This is a genomic window from Streptomyces sp. NPDC048290 (genome assembly GCF_040652095.1).
Taxonomy (GTDB): Bacteria; Actinomycetota; Actinomycetes; order Streptomycetales; family Streptomycetaceae; genus Streptomyces.
This window is the reverse complement of record NZ_JBEZLM010000024.1, coordinates 89107-111863: the sequence shown is the minus strand read 5'-3', so window position 1 is coordinate 111863 and position 22757 is coordinate 89107. Positions and strand designations below refer to the sequence as shown.

The following is a 22757-nucleotide window of genomic DNA, read 5'->3' as shown; positions in this document are numbered from 1 at the left end:
ATCCGACCGGAGCCTCCCGCCCCGGGAACCGAAGACCGGAGCCCGCTGTGTCCCGTCCCCCCGGCACGACCTCCCCGGCGACCCGCACTCCCGCCCCTCCCGCCGCTCCCGGGGCGACCGCCCGCCGCCGGCTGGCCACGATCGGCGCGCTGGTGGTGGCGGCGGTGGCCGTCGCCACGGGACCGGCGTCCGCGCACACCGAGGTCCAGGCGCAGAACGCGCGCGCCCTCGCCGAGAACGTCACCCTCGACTTCCACGCGGCGTCCGAGTCGGACGCGTCCGGCATCACCAAGCTGGAGGTGATCCTCCCCGAGGGCCTCACCCCCGCCGACATCCGCTTCGACGAGGGCCCGAAGGGCTGGACGTACGCCACCACCAGCCGCGGTTACACCGTGTCGGGCCCGGAGCTGGCGGTGGGCGCGGACGCCGAGTTCTCGGTGACGGTCCGACAGCTCCCGGACGCCGAGCAACTGGTCTTCAAGACGCTCCAGTCGTACGCCGACGGCCAGATCGACCGCTGGATCGAGCTGGAGGACACCGGCGAGGACGGCGACGGCCACGGCCACCCGGCGCCCACCCTGAAGCTGGCCCCGGCCGCACCGGGCGCGACCCCCATCGCCCCGACCCCGAGCCCGACCCCGACCCCGACGGAGGCACCGGCCGCGTCGCCGTCACCGTCGACGTCCGCCTCGACCGAACAGACGGCGGCCGACGCCACGGCCGACGACGGTGACGGCGGGCTGTCGACCGGCGCGGTCGCCGGGATCGCGGCGGCGGTCCTGGTCGTGCTGGGCGCGGGCGCCTGGTGGCTGCGCCGCCGGGGGTCCGGCGCCTAGGGAGTGTCTGACGGTCACGAGATGCCGAGCGCGCACCCTCCGGGCAGGCTGGAAGCCCTGGGCGGCGGAGCGAGGAGGCGGGCGTGGCGCAGCGTACGGCCGCGGAGCTGGACGACCTCACGCCGTTCCTGGCCCGGCTGACGGCGGTGCTGCTGCGCTCGTCCGGGGAGGGCGCGCAGCTCATCGCCGAGTCGGTGGCGGACGGGGCGCGGGCCTACGGGGGCACGGCCACGCTGGTGATGGTGCCGGAGGCGGCGGTGCTGGCGGTGACCGCGGCGGACGGCACCGGCCGGACCGTCACCGTGCACGGCTTCCCCGAGGTGTTCCGGCTGGACCAGATGGCCGCGCTGAAGCCGCTGCTGGCGGAGGTGGTGGCGGGCCGCAAGGACCTCGCGGCGGCGTCCGCCGAACTCACCGCGATCGACACCGCCCCACCGCCGTACCCCTGGTGGCTGAAGTGTGCCGGGATCATCCTGTTCGCGCTGGGCTTCGCGCCGCTGATGCAGCCCACCTGGTACGAGATCGCCACGACGGCGGTGCTGGGGGCGCTGGCGGCGGTGCTGGCGGTGACGGCGGACCGGCTGCCGAAGCTGGCGCGGATCCTGCCCGTCGTGGTGTCGACGGCGGTCGCGTTCGTCACCATCGAGCTGTTCGCTGACTCCCCGTCCCGTGGCGGCCCGGTGCTGCTGATGCTCCCGGCGCTCTTCTATTTCGTCCCCGGCGACTATCTGAGCGCGGCGACCGCGGAACTCTCGGCGGGGCTCGTCACGACCGGCGCGATCCGTCTGGTGTACGCGGTCTTCCTGCTGGTGCAGCTCTATCTGGGCGTACTGCTGGGCGTCATGATCACGGGTACGTCCACCCGGGCGCTGTTCGACATCGCGGCGCGGGAGGATCTGCCGCGCTGGGCGCTGTTCCTGTCCTGGATCGTCTTCACACTGGGCACGGTCCTCGCCTTCGCCATCCCGCTGCGCTTCTTCTGGCCGCTGCTGCTGCTCGTGTACGTCACGGTGGGCGTGCAGTCCGGGGTCACCAAGCTGATCGGCGAAGTGGGCGGCACGTTCGTGGCGGCGGTGGTGCTGTCGGCGGCGGCGACCCTGATCGCCCGTCCGCCGCACCGCCCGCCCCGGCTGATCCTGCTGCTCCCCGGCTTCTTCACGCTCACCGTGGGCTCCCTCGGTATGCGCGGCCTGACCACCCTGGCGGGCGGCCATGTCATCAAGGGCTTCGCCGACCTCCTGAAACTGGTGACGATCGTGACGGCCATCGCGGTGGGGATGGTGGTGGGCGGTGTGCTGGCCGGAGGCGAGCGCAAGTCCCCGCGACCGGACGCCGACGACCACCTACCGGAAGCCGGCGGCCTGCCCCGGACGTAGCATCGTCGGCCATGGACTGGCTGAAGCGGGCGGCGGGACTGCGGCAGTGGACCCGGGGCGGGGCGCGGGCCCCGCACAAGCCGCTGCTGTTGCTGTACGCGCTCGCGCGGTTCCAGGAGGACCCCGGGGGCGGGCTGCGCTACAGCGCGGTGGAGGACGATCTGCGGCGGCTGCTCGCCGAGTACGGCCCACCGCACCGCACGACCCCCGCCTATCCGTTCCATCACCTCGTCGGCGACGGGCTGTGGGAGGTACAGACCGACCTGGGCGGGGTCAGCCCCGGCACCGGGGTGCGCGCGCTGCGGGAGTCGGGAGCCACCGGACGGCTCGTACCGGAGTTGCGCCAGGAGCTGCGCCGGGAGCCGGGGCGCCTCGGTGAGCTGGTGCGGTTGCTCCTGGACGCCCACTTCCCGCCCTCGCTGCACGAGGAACTCTCCGACGCCGTGGGCCTGATGCCGACGTCGGTGCCGATGCCGACGCCGGTGGAACTGGACGGGCAGCGGGCCCGGTACGGATACGGGTACGGGCGCCGACAGCGCCGCGACCCCCGCATCCGGGAACGGGTGCTGGCGGCGTACGACCACCGGTGCGCGTTCTGCGGTTTCGACGGCAGCCTCGGGACGCGCCCCGTGGGGCTGGAGGCCGCGCATGTGCGGTGGTGGGCGTTCGAGGGGCCCGACGCCCTCGACAACGCGCTGTGCCTGTGCGCGCTGCACCACAAGCTCTTCGACAAGGGCGTACTCGGCATGGAACGCGCCGAGGGCGGCCACCAGGTGCTGGTCTCGCCCTTGTTCGACGGGTCCGGCGAGACCGCGCGGCTGCTGGTGCGCGACCTCGCCGGACGGCCCCTGACCGGCCCCCGGCCCGGTGTCCCGTCGGTGGCCGACGGCCACCGGGACTGGCATCGGGGACAGGTCTTCCGCGCGGCCTAGAAGGTCTGTCTAGAAGGTCTGTCCAGAAGGTCCGTCCAGAAGGTCCGTCCAGAAGGTCCGTCCAGAAGGTCCGTCCAGAAGGTCCGTCCAGAAGGTCCGTCCAGAAGGTCCGTCCAGAAGGTCTGTCCAGAAGGTCTGTCCAGAAGGTCTATGCCGCCGGGTCGTACGTGACCATCGTCGTCAGACAGCCCTCCGCGAGCTGGGAGAGCGCCTCGTACTCGATGGGGTCGACGGTCAGGGCCCAGCGGAGCTTCGTGCCGACCCACTCCGCGGTGTAGCGGCACCTCGCCTCGGTGGCCGGGGGGAGCCACTGCGCCGGGTCCTGGTCGGCCTTGCTGCGGTTCGACGCGGCGGAGACGGCCACCAGGGACGCGTCCGCGCCCAGGTCGTTGGCGTACGCCTCGCGGCGCTGGGCGGTCCACTGGGAGGCGCCCGAGTCCCATGCCTCGGCGAGCGGGACCATGTGGTCGATGTCCAGCGCGGAGTGCGAGACGACCCACTTCGAGTCGTAGTACGACCACCAGCGCCCGCCGGAGAGCTTGCAGCCCGTGGCGACCTCCGGGGCGTCGACGGCCTCGGCGATCAGCACCTCCGCGCGGGTGTTGCAGCCGTCGGTCGGGTTCGCGCCCGCGTTCCAGTGCTTGAACTTGGTGCGTTCGTAGCCGTCGCGCGACTCGGCCGCCGACGGCAGGACGTGCACCGCCGCCGCGAGAGTGAGGGTGTGCGGTTCGGCGCCCGCGCCCGCGGCCGACGCGGCGGGGGCGGAGGTGAGGAGCAGCAGGGTGGTCAGCAGGAGCGCGGCGCGCTTCGAAGGGGTGATCACGCGTCGCAGGATTGACGGCGATCACCTCGTCCGGGTGACACGGCTCGAACGAATGCGCCAGGTGGGCGTGTGAGTTCACCGTCCCGGCGGCGGGGAGCCGCGCCGCTGCTCCAGGGCCCGGCCGCGCCGGAAGCGGGCCGCGCCCTCGTCGAGCGCCACGATCGGGGCCGGGTAGTCCAGGGCGGCCCGGGACGGGTCGTCGGCAGGGAGGTCGGGGAGGCGGTGGATCGCCGCCGCGTCCAGTTCCCTCAGCTCGGGCAGCCAGCGCCGCGCATAGGTGCCGTCCCGGTCGAAGCGGCGGCCCTGGACGCGGGGGTTGAGGACCCGGTTGGGGCGGGTGTCGGTGCCCGTTCCGGCCGCCCACTGCCAGTTGAGCTGGTTGTTGGCGAGATCGCCGTCCACCAGCAGGCCGAGGAAGTGCCGGGCGCCGATCCGCCAGTCCGCGTACAGCGTCTTGGTGAGGAAACTCGCCGTCAGCAGCCGGGCCCGGCCCGGCATCCAGCCCTCGTGGCGCAGTTGCCGCATCGCCGCGTCCACCACCGGGTAGCCCGTACGGCCCGTGCGCCATGCCTCGATCTCCGCGCGGGAGTGGTGCCAGGGGTCGTGGCGGGGGCGGTAGTAGTGGGCGGCGGCGTCCGGGCGGGCGGCCAGCACCTGGTGGTGGAAGTCCCGCCAGGCGAGCTGGCGGACGAACGCGTCGGCCCCGTCCCCCGCCCCGGCCGCCCGGACCGCGTGCAGCAGCTCGGTGGGCGACAGACAGCCGAAGTGCAGGTACGGGGAGAGGCGGGACGTGGTCTCCGCGCTCAGGTCGCCGTCCTCGTACGCGGCGAGCGGTCCCGCGAGCCAGGCCCGCAGCCTGCGCCGGGCCTGGGTCTCGCCGCCCTCGGGCAGTGCCGGGGAGAGGTCCCCGCGCGCGGCGAGGGTCCGGGCCAGGGCCGCCCGGGTGGGCACCCGCGCGGGGCCGTCCGCCGCGTCGGGGACCGTCAGTCGCCGGGGCGCGGGCAGCACCTCGCGCACCGCGAAGGACCGCCACCTGCGGAAGTACGGGGTGAACACGGCGTAGTGGTCCTTGCCGGACGGGGTCAGCGCGCCCGGCGGCACCGGGTTCAGCGACGCCTCGTGGACCCGCAGGGCGACCCCGGCCGCCGCGAGTTCCCGGCGCAGCCGGTCCTCACGGGCGACCGCGTAGCCGCTCACCCCGGCCGCGAGGTGGACCGTGGCCGCGCCGGTCCGCACCGCCACCCGGCAGGTCTCGGCCACCACCTCGCCCTCCCGCACCACCAGCCGCCCGCCCCGCTCACGCAGCCCCGCGTCCAGCGCGGCCAGGCTGTCGGCGAGGAAGGCGACCCGGTTGGCGACGGCGAACCCGGTGGCGCGTACGCCGCTGTCCACCACGAACAGCGGCACCACCTGGTCCGCCTCCCGGACCGCGGCCCACAGCACCGGGTTGTCGTGCACCCGCAGATCCGAGGTGAACAGGGCGACGGCGACGGAGTCGGGCACGGTTGTGGGAATCCCCTCGGTGGGCACAGGGCGCCACGGAGATCCGTCAGACACCCCCTAAGCGCGGGCCGTCGGGGCGTGCGGGTCGTACATGGCCAGCGCCCAGATCACGAACACGTCGATCGCCATCATGAACACCGCCCACAGCGGCTGGTACGGCAGGAACAGGAACTGGGCGACCAGGCTCAGCGAGGCGAGCGCGATACCCACGATCCGCGCCCAGGCGGCACCGGTCAGGATGCCCCAGCCCGCGATCACCGAGACCACCCCGAGGACCAGCAGAATCCAGCCCCAGCCGGTCAGGTTGATCTTGTAGACATAGTCGCCGACCCGGGTGTACACATCGTCCGCGGCGATCGCCGAGATGCCCTGGAAGATCGCCAGCAGGCCGTTGAGCAGCATCAGCACACCGGCGAAGGTGACTCCGCCGGTGGCCCAGGGGCTGTTGGGCGCGTGCGGCGCGTGTCCCCCGGCGGGGGCTCCGGAGTGGGGCTGTGCGGTCATGGTGACACTCCGTTCCTCTGTGTTCCGGCTCTTCGACCGTGCGTCCGAACGGGTGGTCCGGCCACCTGCGGTGCGCCGTTCGGGTGACGGTGGGCGGTGCCCGCACATGCCGGTGACGTCCCGCGGCACATCACTGTGGGGACAGCACCGGCCGGGGGTGAGCAGGGAGAGGCGCACAGTGACACGACGGTGGGCACACACAGGTCATGGGGTACGGCGGGCGGCGCTCGCCCTGCTGGCGGCGGTCGTCGCGGCGGGCGGCGCGGCCGGCTGCTCCAACGGCTCCTCCCCGTCCGAGGTGGCCAGCAAGGCGGCGTCGGCGGCCTCGTCGGTGGGCTCCAGGGCGACCGGCGCGGCGAGCAGCGCCGCCTCGGCGGTGGAGTCGCTGGCGTCCGGGGCGGCCAGCGCGGTGGCGTCGGCCAGCGCCTCCGCCAAGAGCAAGCTGGACGAGATCAAGGGCGGGGTGAACGCCACCGGCGATGTCTCGCTCGCCGCCCCGGCGACGGCGAGCGACGGCCGTACGACGGTCGTCGTGACCGCCCGCAACACCACCGACGCCACCAAGTCCTTCGCCGTCGAGGTGAACTTCAGGGACCCCGGCGGCACGCTCCTCGACGTGGCCGTCGTGACCCTCTCCGACGTGGCGGCCGGGAAGTCCGGCACCGGAACCGCCCGCTCCACCCATGATCTGACGGGGACGGTGAAGACGGAGGTGGCACGGGCGGTGCGCTACTGAGCGGCCCTACTGGGTGGCCTTACTGGGCGGCCTTACTGGGTGGCTGCCCGGCGTCAGTGGGACCTGGGTCAGTGGGACCTGGGTCAGTGGGACCTGGGTCAGTGGTACGGATGTCATCGGCACCCGGCTCCGCCGCCAGGAACTCCACCACCGCCAGTACGAACACGAAGCACAGCGCGATCCCGACGACCACCCACCCGGTCGGATACGACCACACCAGGTACACCACCAGCGCCACCACCACCAGCGCCCAGGTGATCCAGGTGCGGTAGCGCCGGACGAACGGGCCCACCGGCCCGGTCCGCAGCCCGACCCCGTCCGCGACCCCCCGCACCGCGCCGATGCCGTCCCGCCACAGCCGCCGTACCGTCCCGGCGTGGCGGCCGGGGCCGGTGAGCCAGGCGGCCAGCGCGATGACGACACCGAGCACGACCACCACCCGGACCATGGTGTGCAGGAAGGTGGTGAGCGTGTCGTAGACCGCGCCCGCGGCGGACTGGGACACATCGGCCGGGAGGCGGTCGAGATAGATGACCCGGAAGACATCGAGCCCGATCCCGAGCACCAGCGCCGCCACGGCCGCGCCGAGACAGGCCGCGACCAGCGCCCGGCGGCGCCGCACCGCGAGCAGCACCCCGGCCGCGATCAGCAGCACGGCCAGCACGGGCAGCCAGTTCCCGAAGATCTGGAGCAGCCGGGTGTACGTCTTCACCTTGCCGACCTCGTCCGACTTCACCAGCGTGATGTCGGTGTGGACCTCGGGGATGCGCCCGGCGACCGTCAGCCCCGCGGCCACCAGCCGCTGTTTCACCTGGTCGACGACCGGGCCGAGATCGAGCGTGACGGTGTTGTCGGTGAGCTGGACCGCGCCGCCGCCCGAGCCGGTCAGCGCCTTGTCGAGGGCGGCGTGGGCACGGCGGTTGGCGTCCGTCCACAGGGTCTGGAAGGTGCTGGACGCGGCGACCTCGTGCGCCTTGTCGTACACGAAGCTGCGCAGGGCGCTTTCGAGGGAGTTCCCCAGCTTGCCGAGGGCCTTCTCGAGGCGCGGCCGGTCGGTGCGGGGGACGCCGGAGAGCAGGGTCGACAGGTCGATGTGGGACATCAGGGCGTTGGTGACCCGGTTGGCCACCGCGTCCTGCACGGCCGGGTCCGAGGCCAGCGGCGCCACCGTCGCGACATACCGGTCGGTGTCCCCGACCTCGTCGGCGGCCCACGAGGCGACGATGGCGAGCGGCGCCAGCAGACAGCCGACGACGATCAGTACGGCGGCCAGGAAGGACCGGCCGCGGTGCCGGGGCGGCCGGTCCGTGCCCTCCAGCGCGGCGACGCGGGCGCGCAGCTCGGACAGCTCACCGCCATCGCCGGGGGAGGGAGTGGGACCGTTGCCGTCGTCCGCCATACGTACCTCCCGGTGCCTCCGGATGCCTCCGGTGTCGCCGGTCCGGTGGTTCCGCCCGGTAGTGCCACGGTCGCCCGGGGGCGGGAGCGGCACGAGCGGGTGGGGGCCGTGCGGGTGAGGGGTCCGGCGCGCGGGGGCGTGGACCCCGGTCAGGGGGTGGTGGCCGCCGCCGTCAGCTCCAGCACCCGCGCGTGCAACTGCCCCACCGCGCCCTCCGACTCCGGCTTCATCAGGACGCTGCGCAGGATGCGGGCGCCGTCCGCGTCGGCGGTGACCTTGGGGTGGCGGGCGGCGAACTGCTCGCGGTCGGCCCGGAAGGTGGAGAGGAAGACCGGGTCGGGGCTGGTCATGCCGTCGGCCATGATCCGGGCGGAGGCCGCGTCGATGCCGGACAGGGCGGGCGGGTCGAGGACGGGGAAGTACGTCACGATGTCCAGCTGCGGCGGCTGGTACAGCTCCAGCGCGCCGGACTCCTCGATCAGCGCGGCCCAGTCCAGCGCGGCCCGCCGCCCGGCGGCCAGCACCTGTCCGAGCCCGTCCCGGGTGGGCGGCAGCAACTGGAAGGTGAACCACAGCGCGGCGGCGGAGGCACCGGCCCGCGAGCACTCCAGGCTGATCTCCCCGAGGTGGAGTTCGTCGGAGGTGAAGTACGTGTACGGCGAGTCGTGCAGATAGAAGCGGCCCACCTCGGGATCGCGGAAGAGGACAGCGCCGCAGCCGTAGGGCTGGAGCCCGTGCTTGTGCGGGTCGACGACGATGGAGTCGGCCTGGGCCAGGGCCCGCCAGGGCTCGGGTGCGAGGGTCTCGCGCTCGTCACCGGTCCCGGCGAGCAGGGTGAAGAACCCGCCGTAGGCCGCGTCGACATGGACCCGGACGCCGTACCGCGCGGCGAGCGGGAGCACCTCGTGGACCGGGTCTATGGCGCCGAGCCCGGTCGTGCCGGTGGTGACGACGACGGTCCCGACCTCGCCGGTGCGCAGGATGTCTTCGAGGGCGTCGAGGTCGAGCCGCCCGAGGCCGTCGGTGCGCACGGGGTGGCTCTTCACGCCGAGGACATGGCACATACGGCCGTGGGTGTAGTGCGCGTCGGCGCTGTGGGCGACGCCCCGGCCGGGGTGGAGTTCACGGGCGACGAACAGCGCTTCGAGGTTGGCGATGGTGCCGCTGGTGGTGAGATGGCCGAGGTGGGTGTCGTAGCCGAACATCGTGGCCAGCGCGGCGACCGCCTCGCGTTCCATGGCGGCGGTGGCGGGACCGCCGTCCAGGGCGTGGTTGTTGGGGTTGATCAGCATCGCGGTCAGATAGCCGAGGACGGCGGCGGGGTGCGGGGGCTTGAGCATCTGGCCCGCGTAGTGGGGGTGGAAGAAGGGGTAGTTGTCGGTGAGCCGCCCGGTGAACTCCTCGAACACGGCCGCGAGCCGGTCCTCGTCCACGGCGAGGGAGGGGTGGGGGTGGTAGGGGGCGAAGGTGTCGGCCCAGTTCTGGACGGCGGAGGTGGCCCGGCCGAGCCAGTGCGCAAGTTCCACGGTGGCTAGCTCCTTCTTGTCCTGCGGTCTGTCGTGCGGTGCGTGCCTTTATCGGTGCCTCTGTCGATGCGTCCACCGAAGGTGCCACTCTAGAATTTCCCTGACTGCTCAGCAATTGCTTGCTCAGGAATTAACCACTCAGCTACTGAATGCTCAGAGGCTGACCGATCAGATGCTGAGGGGGAAGCGGTCGGGCGGACAGCCAGTAGGCTCGATCACGATGAACGCCACGCCCCTTCCCGACCCCCCGTCCGCCGCGGCGGCGTCCGACGCCGCCAACAGCCGGCTGGTCCGCGACTTCGGTCTGCTGATCAAGTCCGCGACCCGGCTGGAACAGCGGATCGACGCGGCCCTGCGCCGGGAGTGCGGGATCAGCCACACCATGCTGGAGGTCCTGATCCGGCTCTGCCGTGAGCCCGGCGAGGAGGTCTCCCAGCGCCAACTGGCCGACGACCTGACCCTCACCAGCAGCGGCACGACCCGGCTGATCGACCGCATGGAGGAGGCGGGCCTGGTCCGCCGGGTCCCGTCCCCGGGCGATCGCCGGGTCGCCCTGGTGGAGCCCACGGCCGAGGGCCGTACGGCGTTCCTGCATGGCGCGACGGTCCACGCGGAGGTGGTGGAACGCTATTTCGTCCGCCCCCTGTCCCCCACCGAGTACACCCGGATGACCAGCGCGTTGACGGTGATCGCCCGCGCTCTGTGGGAGGACTGAGGGGACCGAGGGAGCCGAGGGGCGGCGGCCGAACAGCCCGGCCCGGGTCGGATCGGATCGGGCTGTCGGAACCGCGTCTACCGGGCCTCCCCCACCGCCCCGTCCAGCAGCGGGCCCAGTTCCGTCGCGGCGATGGTCAGCGGGCGGGTCGTGCGTTCCGCGCGGGCCATCAGGATCGCCCCCTCCAGCGTGCAGATCATCAGCGTGGCGAGGGCGGTGGCCCGGGGCGCGGGGACGCCCATGCCGGTGAGGGCCTCCGCGACCGGCGCGGTCCAGACGGCGAAGGCGTCGGCGGCGGCCCGCCGGGTCGCCTCGCTGGACTCGGCGCGGTCGACGACCGCCGCGGCGACCGGGCAGCCGCCCGCGAAACCGAACGTCTCGTACTCGTCCGTCCACTGCCGCGCCATCTCGGCGAAGAGCCCGCCGGGGGTCGGTTCGGGCAGGGCGTCCAGGAAGCGGGCGACGCGGCCGGCCGCGTACCGGCCCGCCCAGGCCACCGCCTCGGCGACCAACTGCTCCTTGCCGCCCGGGAAGTAGTGCTGGAGCGAGCCGCGCGGCGCCTCCGCGCGGGCGGCGACCTCCCGCATCCCGGCGGCGGCGACGCCCTCCCGGCGCATGAGCTGGGCGGCGCTGAAGACCATCCGCTCCCGGGGACCGTAACGGGCGGCCCCCCGCGGACGCTCCGTAGCTGTCATCGCACTACCTCCCGAGCCCGCCCTGGCCGCCCACTCATACTCACCGACCACTCTATGACGCCGGTCATAGTCAGCGGCTACTATGACGGCGGTCATAGCCCAAAACGAGCCGGACCGAACCGCCCCCCGACCCCACTCCACCCCACTCCACTCCACTCCACCCAGAAGGCGGTGCACGATGCCTGCCACCCCCGAATCCCCGACCACCGTGGGGTTCATCGGGCTCGGCGTCATGGGACAGCCCATGGCGCTCAACCTGGCCCGCGCCAAAACCCCCCTGGTCGTCTGGAACCGCACCTCCGCCCGCTGCGAGCCGCTCCGCGCGGCCGGGGCCGAGGTCGCCGGGTCGGCCGCGGAGGTGTTCGCCCGTGCCGCGGTGGTGATCCTGATGCTGGCCGACGAGACGGCGATGGACTCCGTGCTCGGCCGCGGCGGACCGGAGTTCGCGGAGCGGGTCGCCGGGCGGACGGTCGTGCACATGGGGACGACCGCGCCCGCCTACTCGGCGGCCCTGCACGACGCCGTACGGGCGTCCGGCGGCCGGTACGTCGAGGCGCCCGTGTCCGGGTCGCGGGTCCCGGCGGAACAGGGGCAGTTGGTGGCGATGCTGGCCGGGGCCGCGGCGGACGTGGCACGGGTACGGCCGCTGCTGGCACCGGTGTGCCGGGAGGCGTTCGCGTGCGGGGCCGTGCCGGCCGCGCTGCTGATGAAGCTGGCGGTGAATCTGTTTCTGATCACGCAGGTCACCGGCCTGACCGAGGCGTTCCACTTCGCCGCCCGGCACGGGCTCGACCAGCGGCTGCTGACCGACGTCCTGGACGCCGGACCGATGGCCAGCGCGGTGTCCCGGACGAAGGCGACGAAGCTGGTGGAGCGTGACTTCGCGGTGCAGGCGGGCGCGGTCGACGTCCTCAAGAACAACCGGCTGATCGCCGAGGCGGCCCGTGGCGCGGCCATCGCCTCACCCCTGCTCGACGTGTGCCACACGCTGTTCGGCGAGACGGTGGCCCTGGGCCACGGACACGAGGACATGGTGGCGGTGGTCCGGGCGCTGGAGGCCCGCAGCGGCGCCGCGTAGCCCGGGTGTACGCGGCTGATCGGGGCGCGCCGGGGGCGGGAGGTGAGGGAACTCCCGTGGGCGGGCAGACGTTGCCACGACGACGACACAAATGTGCTGACGATAGACGGCAGAGGCCGAGGTGGCTGGCATGGCGATGTGGGACCGGATCAAGGACCAGGCGAAGGGCCTTCAGCAGCAGGCGCAGGGGCGGGGCTCCGGCGGACATGGCGGGCAGAGTGGGCAGGGCGGACAGGGCGGGTACGGCGGGCAGGGCGGGTACGGCGGGCAGGGCGGGTACGGCGGGCAGGGCGGGTACGGCGGACAGCCGGGGCACGGCGGCAGTGGCAGCGGCAGCAGAGGCGCTTCCAAGGCGCAGCTCGTCAGCGCGCTCAAGTCGCAGCTGACCTCGCTGAAGGCGGAGCTGAAGAGCGGCGCCTACCGGGACGCCAGCATGGCGATGTGCGCGCTGGTCGCGGCGGCCGACGGACATGTGGACCCGACCGAGCGGCAGCATGTGGAGCAGCTGATCCTGACCAACGACGTGCTGTCCAACTTCCCGCCGGAGCAGCTCCGCCAGCGGTTCAACAAGCATGTCGACGCGCTGTCGTTCGACTTCCCGCAGGGCAAGAACCAGGTGCTCCAGGTGATCGCCCAGGCCGCCAAGAAGCCCACCGAGGCGCGGGCCGTCATCCAGACCGGCATCGTGGTCGCGGGCGCCGACGGCTATGTCGCCCCGGCGGAGGAGCAGGTGCTGCGCGAGGCGTGCGGGGTGCTGGGCCTGGCCCCGCAGGAGTTCGGGCTCTGACGGGGCCCGGCGCCGACGGACCGCCCTCGGCCGAGGAGGTGGCCGCCCGCCATGGGCTGCGCCCCCTGCCCGTGGAGGGCGGACTGTTCCGGCAGACCTGGGCGGGCCCGGCCGGACCGGACGGACGTCCGGCGGGCACCGCCATCGTCGTCCTGCTCACCGGAGCGACGGCGGAGCACCCCCGCGGGGACTTCTCCGCCCTGCACCGGCTCCCCACCGACGAGGTCTGGCACTTCTACGAGGGCGACCCCCTGACCCTCCTGACGCTGCTGCCCGACGGCACGGACCGGCTCGTCCGGCTGGGCGGCCCGGGGGGCGAGGTGCAGACCGTGGTCCCGGCCGGCGCCTGGATGGGCGCCCGCGTCGGCGACGGCGGCCAGTGGTCGCTGTTCGGTACGACGATGGCGCCGGGCTTCCTCCCCGAGGACTACGACGGGGCCGACGCCGCCACCGTGGAGCGGCTCTGCGCCCGCCATCCGCACCACGCCCCGCTGATCCGTGCCCTGCACCGCCCCGAAGCCCCCAGCCGGATGCCCGACGACCACGACCCGGACGACCCGGACGCACCCCAGGAGACCGAGCCGTGAGCGACCGCCGCCGTGACCCCGCCCTGCCCGATCTGCGCGGCCGGGTCGTCCTGGTCACCGGCGCCAGCGGCGGCGTCGGCGGCGGTATCGCCCGGCAGTTCGCGCGCGCCGGGGCCGATGTCGTCGTCCACTACCACCGGGGCCGGGACCGGGCGGACTCCCTGGTCGCGGAGATCAACGACACCGAAGGCCACGGCGGAGCCCACGACGGCGGCCACGCCGAAGGCCATGGCGGCGGCCGGGCGCTGGCCCTCGGCGCGGACCTCACCCGCGACGAGGAGTGCGGACGGCTGGTCGAGGAGAGTGCCGCCTGGCGCGGCGGCCGACTGGACGCGCTGGTCAACAACGCGGGAATCCAGCCCGTCGCCCCGCTCGACTCCCTGACCGCCACCGACTGGCGGGGCATGTACGACGCCCATGTCACCAGCGCGTTCCTGTGCACCCAGGCCGCCGCCCGGGTGATGCGGCAGCGGGGCGAGGGCGGCGCGGTGGTCCATGTCGCCTCTATCGAGGCGCACCGGCCCGCCGCCGGTCACGCCCACTACAACGCGGCCAAGGCCGCGCTGGTGATGTTCGCCCGCTCCGCCGCGCTGGAGTACGGGCCGGACGGCATCCGGGTCAACACCGTCTCGCCCGGCCTCATCGACCGCCCCGGCCTGGCCGACGACTGGCCCGAGGGAGTGGGCCGCTGGACCGGCGCCGCGCCCCTGGTCCGGCTCGGCCGCCCCGAGGACATCGGCAACGCCTGTGTGTTCCTCTGCTCCGACGCGGCGAGCTGGATCAGCGGCACGGATCTGGTCGTGGACGGCGGAGTGAGCGCCCGACCCACCTGGTGACCGGGCGCCCCACCCGGTGACCCGGCCCGCCCCATGACCGGGCGCCACCCCACACCCCCGTAGCTACGGACCGTGCTCCCTACCCGGCAGTACCCGCCCCCCGACCCCACGCACCGTCCCCGCCCGCTCGCCCACCGCACACATCGCGGTCGCGTACGGCGAATCTGCGCAGGAGCGTCACACAGGCTGCACACAGGGCCTCTGAAGCGTCGTTAGCGTTGCTGGCCGCTCGATCCCACGTGCGAACGTGATCAGGCCGCGGCCCCGGCCGCCGGCACGTCAACTCAGGAAGCCCGCAGATGGACTACTGCTCCTCGTGCCGACGGCATCTCAACGGCGCCCTGGTGTGCCCCGGTTGCGGCGCCTACGCGCCCGACATCGCCCCAGAGCCCGTACCCGTACCCATACCCGCGCCCGCGCCCCCGCGCAGTGCGGTACTCGCCCCCGAGCCCGCCCCCATGGACCACGGCGAACCGGCCACCTCCGCCATCACCCCCGTCACCCCGCCCCTCGCCCAGGGCCGGGCGGCCCGTCGGCGGCAGCTCGCGCGGCTGAGGAAGAGCCAGCGCAGGGCCGTGCTCGCCACCGCCGTCGCCCTGGTCGGCGGCGGACTGACGCTGTCCACCATGGACCGCGGCGGCTCCGGCGACCGCGCCCAGGCGGCGACCGCCCCCGAGACCACCACCGGCATGGGCGGCGCCGACCGCGAGGTGACCGAGCCGACCGTCACGGACCCGGCGCCGGACACCCGGAGCGCCGACACCCCCCGCTCCTCCCGCGCCACACCCCCACGCACCGCGGAACCCGCGCCCCTGGAAGCGACCCCCACCACCGCCACGCCCCCGTCCCAGCGGACCGCCGCCGCCGCGCGGGACCCGCGTCCGCAGACCCAGCAGGCGGCGCCCCCGTCGGCGATCACCACCCCGCCACCGACCACCGCACCCGCCCCGGACCCGGACCCGACCACGCCCCAGCCGACACCCCCGGCGTCCACCCCGGCACCCGCCCAGCCGCCCGCCGCCGAGACCCCGGCCGACCGTGACAACGAACTCTGCCTCCTGGTCATCTGCCTAGGCGGCTGACGCCTCCCGCAGAAAGCGGGCCGACGGGGCGAAGAACGCCGTGCCCGTCACCGCCCGCGAGAAGTCGAGGATCGGATCGGGCCCGGCCGCCCCGTCCGTGCCCAGGAACATCCGGCGCAGCATGGTCGCGGGCACCTCGGGGTCGCGGGCGTACACCACGAAGTACGTGCCGAACTCGCCGTGTCCGGGCCGCCCGAACGGCATCGCCGCGCGCAGCACCCGCAGTTCGGAGCCGTCGGGGCCGGTGAGGGTGTTGAGGTCGACATGGGAGCCGGGCGCGTCGGTCAGCTCCAGATTGGTCTGCTTGGTCCGCCCGACGACCCGTTCCTGCTCCTCCGTGCCGAGCTTGCCCCAGGCGTCCATGTCGTGCAGGTACTTCTGGACGACGACGTAGGAGCCGCCCGCGAAGACGGGGTCCTCCTCGCCGACGAGGGCGGTGTCGGCGGCGAGGTCGCCGACCGGGTTCTCGGTGCCGTCCACGAAGCCCAGCAGATTGCGGGAGTCGTAGTACGTGAAGGTCTGCACCTCGTCCTGGACACGGGCCGCGTCACCGAGGCGGCGGACCAGTTCGGCGGCGAGCGCGAAGCAGAGATCGGGGCGTTCGGCGCGGAGGTGGAGGAGGAGATCGCCGGGGGTGGCGGGGGCGCGGTGGCGGGGTCCGGCCAGTTCCCGGAAGGGCCGTAGCGCGGCCGGGCGGGGACTGCCGTACAGCGGCTCCCAGGCGGTGGCGCCGATCCCGGCGACGCAGGTCAGCCGCCCTTCGGGGTGCCCGAATCCGAAGGACCGGGTGAGTCCTTCGATCTCCCCCAGCACCTCCCGGGCGACGGTCGCGCCGCCCGGTTCGAGGGTCAGCACCAGGAAGACGGCGGTGGCGGACGGCGGGCTCACCACCGGCTGGGGCGCGGGCGACGGCGAAAGCCGTGCTGCGGCGGAGGGCGACGGCGATTGCCGTGGCGCCGCTGAAGGCGACGGCGATCGCCGTATTCGGGCGGAAGGCGACTCGGACGACGACGACATGTATCCCCTCTCGGTCCGGGGTCACCCTGCCCGCCGCCCCTTACGTCCACACCTGTCGCCCTTCTGTCGGGCTCCTGTCGGACCCCTGGTCGGGCGTCGTCCGGCTGCCGTGCCCGGCGCCCCGCTCAGCCGCCTGCCACCACGTCCGCGGTACCCCGCTCAACCCCCGGCCACCACCCCCGCGGCACCCCGCTCAACCCCCGGCCGCCACCCCCGCGGCGGCCCGCTCGGCCACGCCCCGCCGCCTGCGCCGGGCGTCGGTGAGCGAGGCGGGCTCCCACACCCCGTCGGCCCGGTAGAGGTCCGTGCCGGGCGGGACGATCGCGTCGAGGCGGTCCAGGGTCGTGTCGTCCAGCACCAGGTCGGCGCCCTTGAGCAGCGCGTCGAGCTGTCCGGCCGTGCGGGGGCCGACGATGACGGAGGTGACGGCGGGGTGCGCGAGCGGGAAGGCGACGGCCAGTTCGGGCAGGGTCCGCCCGAGTCCCTCGGCCACCGCGACCAGTTCCTCCACGACCTCCAGCTTCCGCGCGTTCACCGGCAGCGCGGGGTCGAAGCGGCCGGGGTTCAGCGCGGCCCGCCCGGTGCCGAGGTCGATCGCACCCCCCTTGCGGTACTTCCCGGTCAGGAACCCGGAGGCCAGCGGGCTCCAGGTCAGGACCCCCATCCCGTACCGCTCGCAGGTCGGCAGCACGGACCGCTCCACCCCACGCGCCAGCAGCGAGTACGGCGGCTGCTCGGTCCGGAACCGTGCCAGCCCCCGGCGCTCGGCGACATGGTGCGCCTCGGCGACCGCCTCCGGCGGGAAGCTGGAGCACCCGAACGCCCGGATCTTCCCGGCCCGCTGGAGATCGCCGAGCACCCCGAGCGTCTCCTCGACATCGGTCGTCTCGTCGGGCCGGTGCACCTGGTACAGGTCGATCCACTCGGTGCCGAGCCGGGTCAGGCTCTCCTCCACGGCCCGGGTGATCCAGCGCCGCGAGTTGCCGCCCCGGTTGCGGCCCTCGCCCATCGGGAAGTGCACCTTGGTGGCCAGCACGACATCGTCCCGGCGGCCCCCGCGCAGCGCCTTGCCGACGATGGTCTCCGACTCGCCCGCGGAGTACATGTCCGCGGTGTCCACGAAGTTGATTCCATGGTCCAGGGCCGTGTGGATGATCCGTACACAGTCGTCATGGTCCTTGTTCCCGACGGCCCCGAACATCATCGTGCCCAGACAGTACGCACTGACCTCGATCCCGGTACGCCCCAGCGGGCGGTAGCGCATGTTCATGGGCGGGACGGTAGGTGCTGGAGTGCGCTCTAGGGCAACCCCCACGCCCCCCGGCCCACGGCAGCGGAATGAGGGACGACCGATGAGTCCGGGCCGCCACCGAGGTCACCAGGTCACTTCTTCCCTGATGCCCGCACCGAGAAAGGACCTCCCCGATGATCGTCATCGCCGGAATGCTGTCCGTGGACCCCGCCGACCGTGACGCCTATGTGGCCGGCTGCGTGGAGGTCGTCGCGCAGGCCCGGTCCGCGCCCGGCTGCCTCGACTTCGCCCTGTCCGCCGACCCGCTCGCACCGGACCGCGTCAACGTCTATGAGCGCTGGGAGTCCGAGGAGGACCTCGCCCGCTTCCGGGGTGCGGGCCCGGAGCCGGAGCAGACGGCACGGATTCGCGGCGCGGAGGTACGGCGGTACGACATCGCACGGGAGGGTCCGGCGTAGCCGACGGGCTGCCGCGCGGACCGGGGCGGCCGACGCGCTGCCGCGAGGATCGAGGCGGCCGACGGACGACTGCCTCGCGGAACGGGGCGGCCCGAGACCGGACATGAGAGCGGGGCTGCCCCGCCGACCAGGGGCAGCCCCGCTGTGCGCCGCCAGGGGGAGGTGTGATGCGGGGGCTTGCCATGACAGCCGTGGGGGTTGACCAACTGCCCGCGCCCCGCACGCCCGTCCCCCGGGCGGCTCACACCAGCCTGCCGTGCCGGGAGCGGCGGGACGGCCGGGAGCGGGGAAGATCGGTACACGTACCGCCCGTGCGGCGCATACGTACGTACCTGGAGGCCGGGGCACCCTAGGGGGGATGCCCGGCGCTAGGGTCCGGTCGGGGCCGGGATCTCCGTGCGGGACGTGATGCCGAGCTTGGCCAGGATGTGTTCCACATGGGCGTCCACCGTGCGCTTGGAGATGACCAGGCGTTCGGCGATCTCCCGGTTGGACAGGCCCTGGGCGACCAGCGCGGCGACCTCGCGCTCCCGGCGGGTGAGCGAGTCGGCGGAGCGCGGCGGCTGACGGGCGCCGGGCACCGGGACGGGCTGCGGCGGGACGGGGACATCGATGTCCGCGCGGACCGCCTCCAGCACCTCCTGACCGGACATCCGCGCCCCCGCCTCCCTCCACCGTTCGTGGTCGGCGGCGCCGAGCGCCGCGCGGACCGCCTTGTCCACCGCCTCCTGCTCCTCCAGCAGCCTCGGCAGCAGCGCCACCGGGTCGCCGCCGAGCCGCCGGGCGTGCTGGGCGTAGCCGAGCAGCCAGCAGGCGCGCACCGGGCGGCCCCGTTCGGCGGCGCACCAGGCAAGGCCGAGACAGGCCAGCGCGGCGACCAGCACCTCGCCGATCTCGCCCGCCGCCTCCAGACCGTCCCGGAAGCAGACCTCCGCCTCCTCGTGGTCGCCGCTGAGCCACAGGATCAGGCCCTGGGTGCTCTGGGTGGAGGCGTAGAGCTGGCGTTCGCCGACCCCGGCGAGGTAGGCGAGCCCGGTACGGCACAGCTCCAGCGCTCCGGCGGTGTCACCGAGCACCGCGCGCAGCAGGGCGCCCTCGTAGTGGACGACGCCGATGGCGAGGCCGTCGCCGGACTCGACGATCCGCAGCCGGTTGCGCTCCAGTTCGGCGAGACCGCCCTCGATGTCCGCGCTGAGCGCGGTCATCGCGCCGAGGTAGGCGGCGGCGGAGCGCTCGACGCGGTCCTCGCCGATCCGGACGGACAGTTCATGGGCGAGCGGGAAACGGGCCAGCGCGGTGTCCAGATCGGCGGTCCAGACGGCGAAGATGCCGGTCATCTGAAGGCCCCAGGCGCGTTCGGGGCAGTCTTCGGGGACGCGGGCCAGGCCCTTGTCGATCCAGTGGCGGCCCTCGGAGAGCGTCCCGGCCGCCCGCCAGTACGCGCCGAGCCGGGTCGCCAGCCACAGGGCGTCCTTGGCGCGGCCGTCGTCGCCCGCGCAGGCCCACTCCAGGGCGGCCCGGATGTCGGTGATCTCCTCCCGCACCGCGCGGTGCAGCGCCACCTGCGCCGGGCTGAGGAACTCGTCCCAGAAGCGGGCGACGAGCCGTTCGTAGTAGGCGAAGTGGCGCTGCCGTACGCCCGATCCGGCGTCCGGGACGCGCTCCAGGCGGCCCGCCCCGTACTCGCGGATGGTGTCCAGGAGCCGGTAGCGTCCGCCGTCCTCGCCGATGCGCTGCACCACCGACTTGTCGACCAGCCCGATCAGCGCCTCCACGACCTGCTCCGGGCCCAGTTCGGGGTCCGCGCAGACCCGTTCGGCGGCGGAGAGTTCGAAGGACCCGGCGAAGACCGAGAGCCGGGCCCAGAGCAGCCGTTCCTCCGGGGTGCACAGGTCGTGCGACCAGTCGATGGCGGTCCGCAGGGTCTGGTGGCGGGTGAGCCGGGTGCGGCGGCCCCCGGTGAGCACCTCGAAGCGGCGGTCGAGGCGGGCGATCAGCTCGGCCAGCGGCACCGCGCGCAGCCGTACGGCGGCCAGTTCCAGGGCCAGCGGGATGCCGTCGAGGCGGTCGACCAGGGCGAGGGTGCGCTCCCGGTCGGCGCCGGTCCCGGCGAACCCGGCGGTGACGGCCGCCGCGCGCTGCACGAACAGGTCGGCCGCGTCCTCCCGGGCCAGCGGGGCGAGCGGGACGCAGTGCTCGCCGGGGACGTCCAGCGGCTGGCGGCTGGTGGCCAGCACGCTCAGCCCGCCGGCCTCGCGCAGCAGGATGTCGGTGAGCATCGCGCAGGCGTCCACCAGATGCTCACAGGTGTCCAGCACGAGCAGCAGCCGACGGCCCCGCAGATGCTCCACCACCGCGTCCAGCGGAGTCATGCCGGGCTGTTCGGGCAGCTCCAGCACCCCGGCGAGGGTGGCCGGGATCAGCTCCGGGTCGCGCAGCGCGGACAGTTCCACCAGCCGTACCCCGTCCGGGTAGCGGGGCGCGGCGGCCCCGGCGGCGCGCAGCGCGGTGCGGCTCTTGCCGACGCCTCCCGGACCGACCAGCGTCACCAGCCGCGACTGCTCCAACGCGGCTCTGATGAGGGCGAGTTCGGCACCCCGCCCGACAAAACTCGTCAGCTCCACCGGCAGCTGTCCACCACGCCGCTGCCCGAACCCGAACCCCATGCGACCCCCGATGCAGTCCATGCAGACCATCACAGCGTAGGCATACGGATGCCGAGCGTGAATGGCGCGAGGAGTGCCGGGGTGGGTGAACCGGGTGGGGGCATGGGGCGAAAGGGGGAGACGGCCACCGGCTCCACCCGGAGCGGACGGTCCGGGTCCCCCGTAAGGGGTCATCCACCGGACGCCCGCCCCCTCGTACTCGGACAGGGAGGCGGCTCCCCGTCCCCTTAGGGGCGGCCGGTTTCACCGCCGGGACGGACTGGACAGACTTCTCGGCGTGACCGTACGCCCCGGCTCCGCCGTACCCGACCTCTCGCCGCGCGATCCCGACTGGTGGCGGCAGGCCGTCGTCTACCAGATCTATCCGCGCAGCTTCGCCGACGCCGACGGGGACGGGCTGGGCGATCTGCGCGGGATCACGGACCGGCTCGGCCATCTCGCGGCGCTCGGCGCGGACGCGCTCTGGCTGAGCCCCTTCTACCCGTCGGAGCTGGCCGACGGCGGCTACGACGTCATCGACTACCGGGCGGTCGACCCGCGCCTCGGCACGCTGGACGACTTCGACGCGCTGACCGCCGAAGCGCACCGGCTCGGTCTGAAGGTGATCGTGGACGTGGTGCCGAACCACACCTCGCACCGGCACATCTGGTTCCAGGAGGCGCTGGCGGCCGGGCCCGGCTCGGCGGCCCGCGCGCGGTACGTGTTCCGGGACGGGCGGGGCGCGGACGGGGAGCTGCCGCCCACCGACTGGCGTTCGGTGTTCGGCGGCAGCGCGTGGCGCCGGGTCCCGGACGGCCAGTGGTACCTGCATCTCTTCACCCCCGAACAGCCCGACCTGAACTGGGACCACGACGACATCCGGGAGGACTTCCGCACCACCCTGCGGTTCTGGTCGGACCGGGGCGTGGACGGCTTCCGGGTGGATGTGGCACACGCCCTGGCCAAGGATCTACGGGACCCGCTGCGCGACCTGGGCGCGCCGGAACTGAGCGGCGAGGACGCGCTGACCGCACTGCCGCCGGGTACGCACCCGTTCTACGACCGGGACGAGGTGCACGCGATCTACCGCGACTGGCGGCGCGTCCTGGACTCCTACCGGCCGCCCCGGATGGCGGTCGCCGAGGCATGGGTACCGAACGACCGCCGGGTGCGCTACGCCCGCCCCGACGAACTGGGCCAAGCCTTCAACTTCGAGTATCTCCAGGCCCCGTGGAACGCGACGGCACTGCGCCGGGTGATCACGGAGTCCCTGTCCGCCGCCCGAGCCGCCGGAGCCTCGGCGACCTGGGTCCTCTCCAACCACGACGTCATCCGGCACGCCTCCCGCCTGATGCTCCCGCCGGGCACCGGCACCGACGCCTGGCTGCTCTCCGGCGGCCAGGAACCCCCGGTCGACCCGGCGGCCGGACTGCGCCGGGCGCGCGCCGCCACGCTCCTGATGCTGGCACTGCCCGGCTCGGCCTACCTCTACCAGGGCGAGGAACTGGGCCTCCCCGAGGTCGCCGACCTACCGCCGGACGCCCTCCAGGACCCGTTGTGGGAACAGACCGCCCACACCCAGAAGGGCCGCGACGGCTGCCGGGTCCCACTGCCGTGGACGGCGGACGGACCGTCGTACGGCTTCGGCACGGGCGGCGCGTGGCTGCCGCAGCCGCCGTCCTTCGCGTCGTACGCGGTCGCCGCGCAGGACGGGGTGGCGGGCTCGACGCTGGAGCTGTACCGCACGGCCCTGCGACTGCGCCGCAAGCTCACGGAGGGCGAGAACCTGACCTGGTCGGCGGACGCCACCCCCGACGTCCTGTCCTTCACCCGCTCGAACCGCTGGCGCTGCGTCACCAACCTGTCGGGGAGCCCCGTACCGCTTCCGCCCGGCGAGGTCCTCCTGACAAGCGGACCGCTGGGGGAGGGGCGCCTGCTGGACCCCGACACCACGGTCTGGCTGGGGTAGG

Annotated in this window: 21 protein-coding genes; 12 read left to right on the top strand and 9 right to left on the bottom strand. The window is 73.8% G+C overall.

The window, feature by feature from the left end; all coding sequences use genetic code 11:
* Nucleotides 1–47: 47 nt before the first annotated feature.
* From AB0D49_RS32570 to AB0D49_RS32560, 3 genes are all read left to right on the top strand, one after another.
* Complete coding sequence (locus tag AB0D49_RS32570; RefSeq protein WP_362764561.1) at nt 48–836, top strand: DUF1775 domain-containing protein; 789 nt, start codon at nt 48–50, stop codon at nt 834–836.
* 83 nt (nt 837–919) lie between these two features.
* Nucleotides 920–2212 carry a threonine/serine exporter family protein gene (locus AB0D49_RS32565; RefSeq protein WP_362764558.1) on the top strand — a complete coding sequence of 431 codons (1293 nt, stop codon included), beginning with the start codon at nt 920–922 and terminating at the stop codon, nt 2210–2212.
* A gap of 11 nt (nt 2213–2223) precedes the next feature.
* Nucleotides 2224–3144 carry a phosphorothioated DNA-binding restriction endonuclease gene (locus tag AB0D49_RS32560; protein WP_362764555.1) on the top strand — a complete coding sequence of 307 codons (921 nt, stop codon included), beginning with the start codon at nt 2224–2226 and terminating at the stop codon, nt 3142–3144.
* A gap of 148 nt (nt 3145–3292) precedes the next feature.
* Here the strand turns inward: AB0D49_RS32560 and AB0D49_RS32555 are convergent, their stop codons facing one another.
* From AB0D49_RS32555 to AB0D49_RS32545, 3 genes are all read right to left on the bottom strand, one after another.
* Nucleotides 3293–3925, bottom strand: a complete 633-nt coding sequence (locus AB0D49_RS32555; RefSeq protein WP_362764691.1) for an HNH endonuclease family protein — start codon at nt 3923–3925, stop codon at nt 3293–3295.
* A 117-nt stretch (nt 3926–4042) separates the two neighbouring features.
* Complete coding sequence (locus AB0D49_RS32550) at nt 4043–5470, bottom strand: deoxyribodipyrimidine photo-lyase (protein WP_362764553.1); 1428 nt, start codon at nt 5468–5470, stop codon at nt 4043–4045.
* 57 nt (nt 5471–5527) lie between these two features.
* Nucleotides 5528–5974 carry a hypothetical protein gene (locus tag AB0D49_RS32545; protein WP_362764551.1) on the bottom strand — a complete coding sequence of 149 codons (447 nt, stop codon included), beginning with the start codon at nt 5972–5974 and terminating at the stop codon, nt 5528–5530.
* Between the two features lie 232 nt (nt 5975–6206).
* Here AB0D49_RS32545 and AB0D49_RS32540 point away from each other — a divergent pair, with 232 nt between their 5' ends.
* Complete coding sequence (locus tag AB0D49_RS32540; RefSeq protein WP_362764688.1) at nt 6207–6710, top strand: hypothetical protein; 504 nt, start codon at nt 6207–6209, stop codon at nt 6708–6710.
* A 19-nt stretch (nt 6711–6729) separates the two neighbouring features.
* Here AB0D49_RS32540 and AB0D49_RS32535 read toward each other — a convergent pair whose 3' ends face one another.
* Together AB0D49_RS32535 and AB0D49_RS32530 are read right to left on the bottom strand one after the other, a co-directional pair.
* Nucleotides 6730–8109, bottom strand: coding sequence for a hypothetical protein (locus AB0D49_RS32535; protein ID WP_362764549.1), 1380 nt, complete (start codon nt 8107–8109; stop codon nt 6730–6732).
* A 149-nt stretch (nt 8110–8258) separates the two neighbouring features.
* Entirely contained in the window at nt 8259–9635 is a 1377-nt protein-coding gene (locus AB0D49_RS32530) for an aminotransferase class I/II-fold pyridoxal phosphate-dependent enzyme (protein ID WP_362764547.1), read from the bottom strand.
* A 220-nt stretch (nt 9636–9855) separates the two neighbouring features.
* On the opposite strand from AB0D49_RS32530, the gene AB0D49_RS32525 reads away from it, so the two are divergent.
* Nucleotides 9856–10350 carry a MarR family transcriptional regulator gene (locus AB0D49_RS32525; RefSeq protein WP_362764545.1) on the top strand — a complete coding sequence of 165 codons (495 nt, stop codon included), beginning with the start codon at nt 9856–9858 and terminating at the stop codon, nt 10348–10350.
* 77 nt (nt 10351–10427) lie between these two features.
* Here the strand turns inward: AB0D49_RS32525 and AB0D49_RS32520 are convergent, their stop codons facing one another.
* Nucleotides 10428–11045 carry a TetR/AcrR family transcriptional regulator gene (locus AB0D49_RS32520; RefSeq protein WP_362764542.1) on the bottom strand — a complete coding sequence of 206 codons (618 nt, stop codon included), beginning with the start codon at nt 11043–11045 and terminating at the stop codon, nt 10428–10430.
* A 178-nt stretch (nt 11046–11223) separates the two neighbouring features.
* On the opposite strand from AB0D49_RS32520, the gene AB0D49_RS32515 reads away from it, so the two are divergent.
* The 5 genes from AB0D49_RS32515 to AB0D49_RS32495 all read left to right on the top strand — a co-directional run bounded on the left by AB0D49_RS32515 (nt 11224) and on the right by AB0D49_RS32495 (nt 15415).
* On the top strand, nt 11224–12123 hold the full coding sequence (locus tag AB0D49_RS32515; protein WP_362764540.1) for an NAD(P)-dependent oxidoreductase: 900 nt from the start codon (nt 11224–11226) through the stop codon (nt 12121–12123).
* A gap of 130 nt (nt 12124–12253) precedes the next feature.
* Nucleotides 12254–12910 (top strand): tellurite resistance TerB family protein, encoded by a 657-nt coding sequence (locus tag AB0D49_RS32510; protein WP_362764537.1) that lies wholly within the window; start codon nt 12254–12256, stop codon nt 12908–12910.
* Between the two features lie 38 nt (nt 12911–12948).
* Complete coding sequence (locus AB0D49_RS32505; protein WP_362764535.1) at nt 12949–13497, top strand: cupin domain-containing protein; 549 nt, start codon at nt 12949–12951, stop codon at nt 13495–13497.
* Complete coding sequence (locus AB0D49_RS32500; RefSeq protein WP_362764533.1) at nt 13494–14333, top strand: SDR family NAD(P)-dependent oxidoreductase; 840 nt, start codon at nt 13494–13496, stop codon at nt 14331–14333. The genes AB0D49_RS32505 and AB0D49_RS32500 overlap by 4 nt, the downstream gene beginning before the upstream one ends.
* Before the next feature lie 299 nt (nt 14334–14632).
* Nucleotides 14633–15415: a hypothetical protein gene (locus AB0D49_RS32495; protein ID WP_362764530.1), complete on the top strand. Its 783-nt coding sequence runs from the start codon at nt 14633–14635 to the stop codon at nt 15413–15415.
* On the opposite strand, the gene AB0D49_RS32490 is transcribed toward AB0D49_RS32495, so the two are convergent.
* Nucleotides 15404–16303 (bottom strand): Dyp-type peroxidase, encoded by a 900-nt coding sequence (locus tag AB0D49_RS32490; RefSeq protein WP_362764527.1) that lies wholly within the window; start codon nt 16301–16303, stop codon nt 15404–15406. The two genes, AB0D49_RS32495 and AB0D49_RS32490, sit on opposite strands and share 12 nt — an antisense overlap.
* Nucleotides 16304–16625: 322 nt before the next feature.
* Nucleotides 16626–17696, bottom strand: coding sequence for an aldo/keto reductase (locus tag AB0D49_RS32485; RefSeq protein ID WP_362764685.1), 1071 nt, complete (start codon nt 17694–17696; stop codon nt 16626–16628).
* 161 nt (nt 17697–17857) lie between these two features.
* On the opposite strand from AB0D49_RS32485, the gene AB0D49_RS32480 reads away from it, so the two are divergent.
* Nucleotides 17858–18142: an antibiotic biosynthesis monooxygenase family protein gene (locus tag AB0D49_RS32480; RefSeq protein ID WP_362764524.1), complete on the top strand. Its 285-nt coding sequence runs from the start codon at nt 17858–17860 to the stop codon at nt 18140–18142.
* 368 nt (nt 18143–18510) lie between these two features.
* Here the strand turns inward: AB0D49_RS32480 and AB0D49_RS32475 are convergent, their stop codons facing one another.
* The gene (locus tag AB0D49_RS32475) at nt 18511–20808 is read right to left on the bottom strand and encodes a LuxR C-terminal-related transcriptional regulator (protein WP_362764682.1); all 2298 of its coding nucleotides are present in this window, start codon (nt 20806–20808) and stop codon (nt 18511–18513) included.
* Nucleotides 20809–21085: 277 nt separating this feature from the next.
* Here AB0D49_RS32475 and AB0D49_RS32470 point away from each other — a divergent pair, with 277 nt between their 5' ends.
* On the top strand, nt 21086–22756 hold the full coding sequence (locus AB0D49_RS32470) for a glycoside hydrolase family 13 protein (RefSeq protein ID WP_362764522.1): 1671 nt from the start codon (nt 21086–21088) through the stop codon (nt 22754–22756).
* Nucleotide 22757 lies beyond the last annotated feature (1 nt).